Origin of the sequence: Azospirillum sp. B506, assembly GCF_000333595.1 — a bacterium.
Taxonomy (GTDB): Bacteria; Pseudomonadota; Alphaproteobacteria; order Azospirillales; family Azospirillaceae; genus Azospirillum.
Genome location: NZ_BADK01000964.1, coordinates 1 through 9,840 on the forward strand (window position 1 = coordinate 1; position 9,840 = coordinate 9,840).

Genomic DNA, 9,840 nt, shown 5'->3' on the forward strand with positions numbered 1-9,840 from the left:
GATCCTGGTGCTGGAGCCGCGGCGCCTCGCCGCCCGCGCCGCCGCCCGCCGGATGGCGTCGATGCTGGGGGAGGCGGTGGGCGAGACCGTCGGCTACCGCGTCCGCCTCGACACCAAGATCGGCCCGAAGACCCGCATCGAGGTGGTGACCGACGGCCTGTTCCTGCGCCAGCTTCAGGAGGATCCGGAGATTCCCGCCGTCGGCGCCGTCCTGTTCGACGAGTTCCACGAGCGCGGCATCGACAGCGACCTCGCCCTTGCCCTGGTGCAGGAGGCGCGCGGCGCGCTGCGCGACGATCTGCGCCTCGTCGTGATGTCGGCGACGCTGGACGCCGCCCCGGTCGCCGCCCTGCTGACCGACGCCGAAGGCCCCGCCCCGATGGTGACCAGCGAGGGCCGCGCCTACCCGGTCGAGACCCGCCACCTCGACGCGCCCGCGCCCACTGGAAGACTGGATGGCACCCGCATCGAGGACGCGGTGGCCGCCGCCGTCCGCCGCGCCTTGCGCGAGGAGCCCGGCAACGCCCTGGTCTTCCTGCCCGGCGTCGGCGAGATCCGCCGCGTCCAGTCGCTGCTCGACCAGTCCGACCTCGGCCCGGACACCGTCATCGCCCCGCTCTATGGCGACCTGTCGGCCGAGGCGCAGGACCGCGCCATCTCCCCCACCCCGCCCGGCCAGCGCAAGATCGTGCTGGCGACCTCCATCGCCGAGACCAGCCTGACCATCGAGGGCATCCGCATCGTGGTGGACAGCGGGCTGATGCGGGTTCCGCGCTTCGACCCGCGCGGCGGCATGACCCGTCTGGCGACGGTGAAGGTCAGCCAGGCCTCGGCCGAGCAGCGCCGGGGCCGCGCCGGCCGTCTGGAGCCGGGCGTCTGTTACCGCCTGTGGCCGGAGGCGACGCACAAGGCGCTGGCCCCCTTCACCACGCCGGAGATCGCCGACGCCGACCTTGCCCCGCTGGCGCTGGAGCTTGCGGTGTGGGGTGTCTCCGACCCCGCCACCCTGTCCTGGCTCGACCAGCCGCCGGCCGCGGCGATGGCCCAGGCGCGCGAGCTGCTGACCGGCCTCGGCGCTCTCGACAAGACGGGCGCCATCACCCCGCACGGCCGCCGCATGGCCGGCTTCGGCGTGCATCCGCGTCTGGCCCATATGATGCTGGCCGGCAAGGCGATGGGCCAGGGCGCCCTCGCCTGTCTGGTCGCGGCCCTGCTGGGCGAGCGCGACATCGTCCGCTCCCAGCCCGGTTTCCGCGATGCCGACCTGCGCCTGCGCGTCGACCTGCTGCGCGGCGAGGAGCGCGGCGGACAAGGTGCGGCGCGCGGCCTCAGCGTCGACCGCGGCGGGGCGCAGCAGGCGGTGAAGCAGGCCCGGCAGTGGCGCCGCCAGCTCGGCGTACGCGACGACGATGCGATGGATTCCAACGCCGTCGGCATCCTGCTGGCGCTGGCCTATCCCGACCGCATCGGCCAGCGCCGCCCCGGCAGTCAGGGGGGCGGCCAACCGGGCGGCGTGGCGGCTCAGTACCGCCTGTCGGGCGGACGCGGCGCCTATTTCCAGCAGGCCGAGCCGCTGTCGGCCGAGGAGTGGCTCGCCATCGCCGACCTCGACGGCGCCGCCCGCGAGTCGCGCATCTTCCTGGCCGCCCCGGTGACGCTGGCCGATCTGGAGGAGAGCTTCGCCGACGACATCCGCACGGAGACCATCGTCGCCTGGGACGCCCGCGAGCAGACGGTGCTGGCGCGGCGGCGGCGCATGCTGTTCGCCCTGATCCTGAAGGACGAGAAGCTGGCCAAGCCGCCGGCCGACGCGATGGTTGCCGCGATGATCGAGGGCATCCGCGCGCTCGGCCCCGCCTGCCTGTCCTGGACCGACGAGCTGCGCAAATGGCGCACCCGCGTGATGTTCCTGCGCAGCCGCGAGGGCGACGTTTACGACTGGCCCGACCTGTCCGACGACGCCCTGATGGACGGTCTGGAGGCGTGGCTGGCCCCCTTCCTCGACGGCGTGTCGCGCCGCGCCCATCTGGAGCGCATCGACCTGTCGAGCGCCTTGCGCGCCCTGCTGCCCTGGGAGCTGAAGACCCGCCTGGACGCCGAGGCCCCGACCCATGTCGAGGTGCCGAGCGGCTCCCGCATCCCCATCGACTATGACGGCGAGGAGCCGGTGCTTGCGGTGCGGTTGCAGGAGATGTTCGGCCTTGCCGAGACCCCGCGCATCGCCGGCGGCCGGGTGCCCTTGCTGCTGCACCTGCTGTCCCCCGCCCGCCGCCCGGTGCAGGTCACCCGCGACCTCGCGAGCTTCTGGGCCAACGCCTACAAGGCGGTGAAGGCGGATTTGAAGGGCCAGTACCCGAAACATTACTGGCCCGACAACCCGCTGGAGGCCGAACCGACCGCGCGGGCGAAGCCGAGGGGGCGGTAACGGCCCGCCCTGCACCGCACCGCCCCCAATCCCCTTTCCCCCCTGGGGAGAGGATCAGGGTGAGGGGGCAGCAAAGGCGCAGCCTTTGCCAGGGGATCGCGAAGGGGCAGCATGCCCCTTGGCGGTGCGCCGAAGCGCGCCCGTCACCCTCTCCCGCCAATCATTGAGCCCTATATCTTTTTGCGATATACAACAAACCCATATTTAAGGGTATATTGGTAGGCGATATATGGTCGATGAAGCGATTGAGCGCCTTCTCGGGTATCACCGTCGGCGTTACTGGCTGGAGAATGGTTGGAGCTTGCGGTTTCGCGTCTGGCGAACACCGGTCACTGCGGAGAAGCCCCACGGCATGCGCTATTCGCTGACTCTGCACGATGTGGACGGCAGCCGCCTGATGGGCTTCGACAACGCGCATGGGGTCGGCCGGGAAACACACTTCGACCATGAACACCGTTATGGCCGTGTGGCCGCTCCGGTTCCCTATGTCTTCACCGGAGCGGACGCGCTGCTGACCGATTTCTTCGCGGCCGCGGATCGCGCCTGCCGGACGGCGGGTGTCGCACTGACCATCGCGATGGAGGACACCGAGGATGACAACGAAGGAGGGACCGGCGATGCGGACCTTGCATGATTTGCGCGACGAGATGCTGGCAGTTGCCCGTGGCACCCGCCCGGTTCCCCCGGTTCAGTCCGTCACCGACGGCGAGGCGGTCTCCGGCCTTCTCGGCGTGTTGACCCCGGCCAACCGGGCGTTGATGCAACTGATCGCCACCGAACGCCCGGAGACGGTCTCCCGCCTCGCCCAACTCGCCGACCGCGCCCAGCCCAACGTCTCGCGCGCCCTGCAAGACTTGGCGAAGCATGGGCTGGTGCGACTGGTCCGCGACGGCATGAGCATCCGGCCGGAACTGGTCGCGGCGGAGATCGACGTCGATCTGGTGCGCGGGACTTGCCGGGTGGTGCCGATGGCGGTGGCGGCGGAGTAGGCAACGGCTCCGCTTAAAAGGAAGCGGCTCCCCATCGCAACAGTGACCCAAGCACCAACGCCCTTTTCCACCACACCCTTACCCACCACACCCATCCATGTACGCTACGCCCTCCTTACCCGCGGAGGGCACCGCATGCCCCGACAGTGGCGATCCGCCACCTCCGCCCGCTCCACCGAAGCCATCGGCATGACTCCTGGCGCCGCAATTTTCTATCCTCAGCCGCCCAGACTCTGCCTTGTCTGGACCACCCCACGCTCGCCACATATATTCAGTGACGGAGGTGCCCAATGGCAGAGCCCGCGACCGCTTTCGACCGACCGATGACGATGCGCTGACACGCGCCATTGCCGAGGCGCGGGCGCAGGTTGCCGCCGGTCAGACGATCCCTCTGCACGATGTTGCGGACTGGCTCGACAGTTGGGGCACGGCAGACGAGCGTCCTGCGCCGTCGTGCAAGTAGTCTTCGCTCCGGCTGCCGTTGCCGATCTGATCGCGATCCGCACCTACATCGGCCACTTCAATCCCTCAGCGGCTCGGCGCATGGCGCTTCGCCTCAGAAGCACGGCGGAAAGCCTCGCCGAATTTCCAGACCGAGGCCGCCTTCGGCGAGACGGTGCGCGGGAATTGGTGGCGGTCCACCCCTATGTGATCGTCTACGATGTGGGCGCGACCCGCGTCACCATTCTGCGCGTCTGGCACGGAGCACAGAATTGCCCCTGATGCCGGTTGCATCGTTTACCACCAGCATGACCTCCAACCCGCGTTTTTGCCGCATCCTTACCGCGCTCCCCCATCCATGCTACGCTACGTCCTCCCCCACCCGCGGAGGGCACCGCATGCCCCGACAGTGGCGATCCGCCACCTCCGCCCACTCCGCCGAAGCCGCAACGCGGCCCGTCCTCCCCCCGTGCGCCCTCTCCTCTCGCGCCCGCCCGGATGGAACACTGAACACCCCCCGGAAAACCGTTCCATCCTGTTCCACACGTTCCACGCCCCGCCGGCCCCGCCCCAGCCGCCCGCGATGGAACACTGAACACCCCGCCGAAAACCGTTCCATCGCGTTCCATACGTCCCACTTCCCACCGCCCCGCAACCGCCCGTACGCGCTGCGTGCCGCCCGCCGACACACCATCATTGTGCCCATCCCCCGTCTGCCCTATGTTCCCGGCAAACTCTCGCTTGTTTGGGCCCCGATGACTGACCTCTCGCACATCCGCAATTTCTCGATCATCGCCCACATCGACCATGGCAAGTCGACCCTTGCCGACCGGTTGATCCAGCAGTGCGGCGGCCTCGACGCGCGCGAGATGCGCGAGCAGGTGCTCGACAGCATGGACATCGAGCGCGAGCGCGGCATCACCATCAAGGCCCAGACCGTCCGCCTGCTCTACAAGGCGGAGGACGGCAAGCAGTACACGCTGAACCTGATGGACACCCCCGGCCACGTCGACTTCGCCTATGAGGTCAGCCGCAGCTTGTCCGCCTGCGAGGGTTCGATCCTGGTGGTCGACGCCTCCCAAGGCGTGGAGGCGCAGACGCTCGCCAACGTCTATCAGGCGATCGACAACAACCACGAGATCATCCCGGTCCTCAACAAGATCGACCTGCCCGCCGCCGAACCGGAGCGGGTCAAGCAGCAGATCGAGGACGTGATCGGCCTCGACGCCTCCGACGCGGTGGAGATCTCGGCCAAGTCCGGCCTCAACATCGGTGCCGTGCTGGAGGCGGTGGTCAAGCGGCTGCCGCCGCCCAAGGGCGATGCGGATGCGCCGCTGAAGGCGCTGCTGGTCGACAGCTGGTACGACCCCTATCTCGGCGTCGTCATCCTGGTGCGCGTGGTCGATGGCGTGCTGAAGGTCGGGCAGAAGGTGCGCTTCATGGCCGCCGGCTCGGCCCACGATGTCGACCGCGTCGGCGTCTTCACGCCCAAGGCGCTGCTGACCGGCGAGCTGCGGCCGGGCGAGATGGGCTTCATCACCGCCGCGATCAAGGACATCACCCTGACCAAGGTCGGCGACACCATCACCGACGAGCGCAAGCCGGCGACCGAGGCCCTGGCCGGCTTCAAGCCGTCGGTGCCGGTGGTGTGGTGCGGCCTGTTCCCGGTCGATGCCGCCGATTTCGAACGGCTGCGCGACAGCCTGGGCAAGCTGAAGCTGAACGACGCCAGCTTCCATTACGAGGCGGAGACGTCGGCGGCGCTGGGCTTCGGCTTCCGCTGCGGCTTCCTCGGCCTCTTGCATCTGGAGATCATCCAGGAGCGGCTGGAGCGCGAGTTCAACCTCGACCTGATCACCACCGCGCCCTCGGTGGTCTACAAGCTCTACATGACCGACGGGTCGGTGCAGGACCTGCACAACCCGGCCGATATGCCCGACGTGGTCAAGATCGACCGCATCGAGGAGCCGTGGATCAAGGCCACCATCATGCTGCCCGACGAGTATCTCGGCGGCATCCTCCAGCTCTGCACCGACCGGCGCGGCCAGCAGATCGAGCTGACCTATGCCGGCAACCGCGCCATGCTGATCTACCGGCTGCCGCTGAACGAGGTGGTGTTCGACTTCTACGACCGCCTGAAGTCGATCAGCCGCGGCTATGCCAGCTTCGACTACCAGATGGACGGCTATGAGGAAGGCGACCTCGTCAAGATGGCGATCCTCGTCAATGCCGAGCCGGTCGACGCCCTGTCGATGATCGTCCACCGCGGTCAGGCCGAGCGCCGCGGCCGCCAGCTGTGCGAACGGCTGAAGGAGCTGATCCCGCGCCAGCTCTTCAAGATCGCCGTCCAGGCCGCCATCGGCGGGCGCGTCATCGCCCGCGAGACGATCAGCGCCATGCGCAAGGACGTGCTGGCCAAATGCTATGGCGGCGACATCAGCCGTAAGCGCAAGCTGCTGGACAAGCAGAAGGAAGGCAAGAAGCGCATGCGCCAGTTCGGTCAGGTCGAAATCCCGCAGAGCGCCTTCATCGCCGCGCTCAAGATGGGCGACGAGTGAGGAAAACGGAGAGGCGGGCCTCGGCCCGCCTTTTTTGTACAACGCGGCAATTCCGTACAACCTGTGCAACAAATCGGCCGCCCGGGTGTCATCACGCCTGGGGACGGTGTCCGTCGTGCGCGGTGCCTCCCCTGTTGTGGTTCAATCCGGGAGGATGACATGCGCAAGTTTCTCGCCGCCGCGGTTCCGGCCCTGATGCTGATGGCCGCCGCTGCACCCGGCCATGCCCAGACCGGCGGTTCCGCCACCGGTGGGTCGGCCAAGTCCAACGCGGCCGCCAGCGGCACGATGGACAGCGGCGCCCGCGACGTCCAGGCCAGCCGGGACATGATCGGCAAGCGGGTGGTCCACCGCCATGGCGGTCCGGTCGCCGGCACGATCCAGAACGTCACCACCGGCGCCGACGGCCAGACCATGGTCGAACTGAAGCTCGCCAAGTCCGGCCAGACCGTCATGCTGCCCCCGGCCTCCTTTGAGCGGCGCGGCCGGCAGATCATCGTCATGCAGGACCAGACCGAACTCCAGCAGCTCGCCCAGTACAGCAGCCAGGCCAACACCGGCTATGGCAGCTCGACCGGCGGCGCACCGGGCGGCCAGATGGGCGGTTCCATGGGTGGCATGGGCTCCGGCTCGATGAACCAGGGCACCATGAACCACGGGTCGATGGGTACTGGCTCCATGGGTAACGGCACCATGCAACCAACCCAGCCCGGCATGGGCCAGTAAGCCAAGCCGGTAAGCATCGCCGGAGGCGGACGGTCCAGCGCCCCCGCCTCCGGGCAAGCGCGTCAGCCCTCGATCACCGTCAGTTCGCCCACCTGCGGCACCGGCATCGCCGCCTTGGCCGCCACGGCGTCCAGCCCTGCGGCCAGCAGGCAGACCAGCTTGGCGTAGCTGGCCTCCGGCGTCATGTCATAGGCACCCACGGCGCCGATGGCGCCCAGCCCGGTGGCATAGGCGCCGGGCAGCACCGCGCCGCGCTGCACCTGGGTGTTGTCCATCACCACCACCCCGGCCTTCACCGCCGCCGACAGCGCGTCGAGGAAATCGCCATCGGTCGGCCCGTTCCCTTCGCCGAAGGCCAGCAGCACCGCCCCCTTCGCCGCCGGGCTGGTCCGGGTCAGCATCGCCGACACCGTGCTCGCCCGGATGCCGGGATAAATCCACAGCATGATGACGGAGAAATCCGCCAGCGCCGCCTCCTGGGCATCCAGCGCCGCCAGCCGCTTGGCCCGGTTGTCCGGCTCGGCCAGCGAAACGCTCTTGTCCGGCATCGGCAGCCAGTACAGCTCGTTGCGGGCAACGACGCTGCCGACGGTGGCGAGCGGCGGGAAGTTCGGCGAATCGAAGCCGGCGAAGCGGTTGGCATCGACCTTGGACGAGCGGTTGCCGCGCAGCAGCCTGGTGTCGAAATAGACGCAGACCTCCGGCACCGGCAGGGTGCCCGCCGCCACGATGGCGCCGACCAGATTGGCCGGCGCATCGCTCAGCGTGAAGGACAGCGGCACCTGCGATCCGCCGAACACCACCGGCTTCGACAGGCCCGGCAGCAGGAAGGACAGGGCGGACGCGCTGTAGGCCATGCTGTCGGTACCGTGCAGCACGACAAAGCCGTCATACTCGTCATAGACCGACAGCAGCCGCCGGGATATGACGAGCCAGTCGGCCGGCGTCATATTGGAACTGTCGAGCGTGCGGTCGAACCAGCCCATGGTCCAGCTCAACCCGTCATAGCCCTGCACGCCATGGCCGGACAGGCCGGGCACCGACAGGACGAGCCGCTCGAACTCGGCCCCCGGCACCGGCGCCAGCGCCCCATCGGGATTGGTCACGCACCCGATGGTGCCCCCGGTGTACAGAACATAGACCCGCGCCATCGCCCGCTCCTCCCGGCATTTCGTCGGCGGCAGGATAGGCGGACGCCCACTCACTACTCAAGACGCAGCCGGCCGGCCTTCGGCGCCAGGGGCACAGGCAGCGGTGTGCGGGCCGAGACCGGCGCCGGCTCCGCCACGAGACGGCGGGCAGGAGCGGGGGCCGGGGCGGACATGGCTGGGGGCACCGGGTTGTGGGCAAGGCGGAAACGCCGCGGCTCCGGCACCGGCGGGGTGGGGATGGCGGGCGGCTCCAGGCGGGCGGCTCCAAGAACCGTGCCGGTCCAGGCGGCGAACAGCGACATGATCGGAAACTCCAAAGGTTTGGAAGGCCGACAATGCGGTGCGCGCCAATCCCTTGGAAACGAATAGGCATTATGGTGTCATCACGATTCGTAATGACCGCAGCGTTGCGGAGGGGCCGGTGCTCTGCTTGAATGGGCGGCAACTTCCGGTGCCCCGTCATGCCCGCCAATCTCGATACCGACCTGCTGCGCGCCTTCGTCGCCGTCGCCGACAGCGCCAGCTTCACCCGTGCCGGCGAAAGACTGGGCCGCACCCAGGCGGCGGTCAGCCAGCAGGTGCGCCGGCTGGAGGACACGGTGGGCAAGCGCGTGTTCGAGCGCGACACCCACGGCGTGCGCATGACCCGTGACGGCGAGCTTCTGCTGACCTATGCCCGGCGCATGCTGACCCTGAACGACGAGGTGCTGGCGCTGATGCACCGCAGCCCGACGGTGGCGAGCGTGCGCATCGGCACGCCCGACGATTACGCCACCATGCTGCTGCCGGAGATCCTGGCCCGCTTCAACGCCGCCTATCCCGAGGTGATGGTCGAGGTCGTCTGCGACAACAGCCCCGATCTGGTGGCCGAGATCGAAAAGGGCCGCTACGACCTCGCCCTGGTCACCCGCAAGGCGGGCGAGGCCGGCGGCGAACTGGTGCGGCGGGAGCCGGTGGCCTGGGTCGCCCCGCCCTTGGATCCCGCCTCGCCGCCGGACCATCGCCCGGTGGACAGCCTCGATCCGCTGCCGCTGGCGCTGTTCCCCAAGGGCTGCGTCGTCCGCGACCTCGCCGTCGCCGCGCTGGACGGGATCGGCCGCGACTGGCGCGTCGCCTTCACCAGCAAGAGCGTCGTCGCTGTCCATGGCGCGGTGATGGGCGGGCTGGGAGTGACGGCGATGGAGGCCTGCACCGTCCCATCCAGCCTGCGCCGCATCGGGGCGGCGGAGGGCTTTCCCGATCTTCCGGACGTCGACATCGCCTTGCACCGCGCCCGCGGCACGGCGCCCAAGCCGGTGCGCTTGCTGGCCGACGCCATCCACGACCTCGTCGGCCGCCAGTTTCTCGGCCGCCAGGGAAACCGCCCAACAAATGCCGTGCCTGTGAGCGCCGTGCCAGTGAGTGTCGCACCATGACCGTCGTGCCGCCCCGCCTCCTGTATCCGGCGCTCGCCCTGTTCCTCGCCAGCGCCGGAAGCGTTGCAGCAACGCCGCCCGGCCCGGCGCAAAACCCCGTCGCCTTCGGCGCCCCACTGACCGGCGAGGTGGTGC

At 69.1% G+C, this 9,840-nt stretch carries 9 protein-coding genes; 7 read left to right on the forward strand and 2 right to left on the reverse strand.

Annotated features, from left to right (window positions below):
- The 6 genes from hrpB to I71_RS29835 all read left to right on the forward strand — a co-directional run.
- A partial coding sequence (gene hrpB, locus I71_RS29815) for an ATP-dependent helicase HrpB (RefSeq protein WP_042702930.1) occupies positions 1-2,425 on the forward strand: 2,425 nt, incomplete at its 5' end.
- A gap of 229 nt (positions 2,426-2,654) precedes the next feature.
- Positions 2,655-3,059, forward strand: coding sequence for a DUF6516 family protein (locus I71_RS35345; protein WP_148294398.1), 405 nt, complete (start codon positions 2,655-2,657; stop codon positions 3,057-3,059).
- Complete coding sequence (locus tag I71_RS29825; RefSeq protein ID WP_244434142.1) at positions 3,043-3,414, forward strand: helix-turn-helix domain-containing protein; 372 nt, start codon at positions 3,043-3,045, stop codon at positions 3,412-3,414. Before I71_RS35345 ends, I71_RS29825 begins: the two co-directional genes overlap by 17 nt.
- 453 nt (positions 3,415-3,867) lie before the next feature.
- The gene (locus I71_RS36590; protein WP_083897466.1) at positions 3,868-4,137 is read left to right on the forward strand and encodes a type II toxin-antitoxin system RelE/ParE family toxin; all 270 of its coding nucleotides are present in this window, start codon (positions 3,868-3,870) and stop codon (positions 4,135-4,137) included.
- Between the two features lie 473 nt (positions 4,138-4,610).
- The gene (gene lepA, locus I71_RS29830; protein ID WP_042702933.1) at positions 4,611-6,413 is read left to right on the forward strand and encodes a translation elongation factor 4; all 1,803 of its coding nucleotides are present in this window, start codon (positions 4,611-4,613) and stop codon (positions 6,411-6,413) included.
- 159 nt (positions 6,414-6,572) lie between these two features.
- Positions 6,573-7,139 (forward strand): hypothetical protein, encoded by a 567-nt coding sequence (locus tag I71_RS29835; protein ID WP_042702935.1) that lies wholly within the window; start codon positions 6,573-6,575, stop codon positions 7,137-7,139.
- A gap of 62 nt (positions 7,140-7,201) precedes the next feature.
- Here the strand turns inward: I71_RS29835 and I71_RS29840 are convergent, their stop codons facing one another.
- On the reverse strand, positions 7,202-8,290 hold the full coding sequence (locus tag I71_RS29840) for an asparaginase (protein WP_042702938.1): 1,089 nt from the start codon (positions 8,288-8,290) through the stop codon (positions 7,202-7,204).
- Between the two features lie 53 nt (positions 8,291-8,343).
- Positions 8,344-8,592, reverse strand: a complete 249-nt coding sequence (locus I71_RS40745; protein ID WP_148294399.1) for a hypothetical protein — start codon at positions 8,590-8,592, stop codon at positions 8,344-8,346.
- A 159-nt stretch (positions 8,593-8,751) separates the two neighbouring features.
- On the opposite strand from I71_RS40745, the gene I71_RS29850 reads away from it, so the two are divergent.
- The gene (locus tag I71_RS29850) at positions 8,752-9,705 is read left to right on the forward strand and encodes a LysR substrate-binding domain-containing protein (protein WP_042702943.1); all 954 of its coding nucleotides are present in this window, start codon (positions 8,752-8,754) and stop codon (positions 9,703-9,705) included.
- The last annotated feature ends 135 nt before the right edge of the window (positions 9,706-9,840 follow it).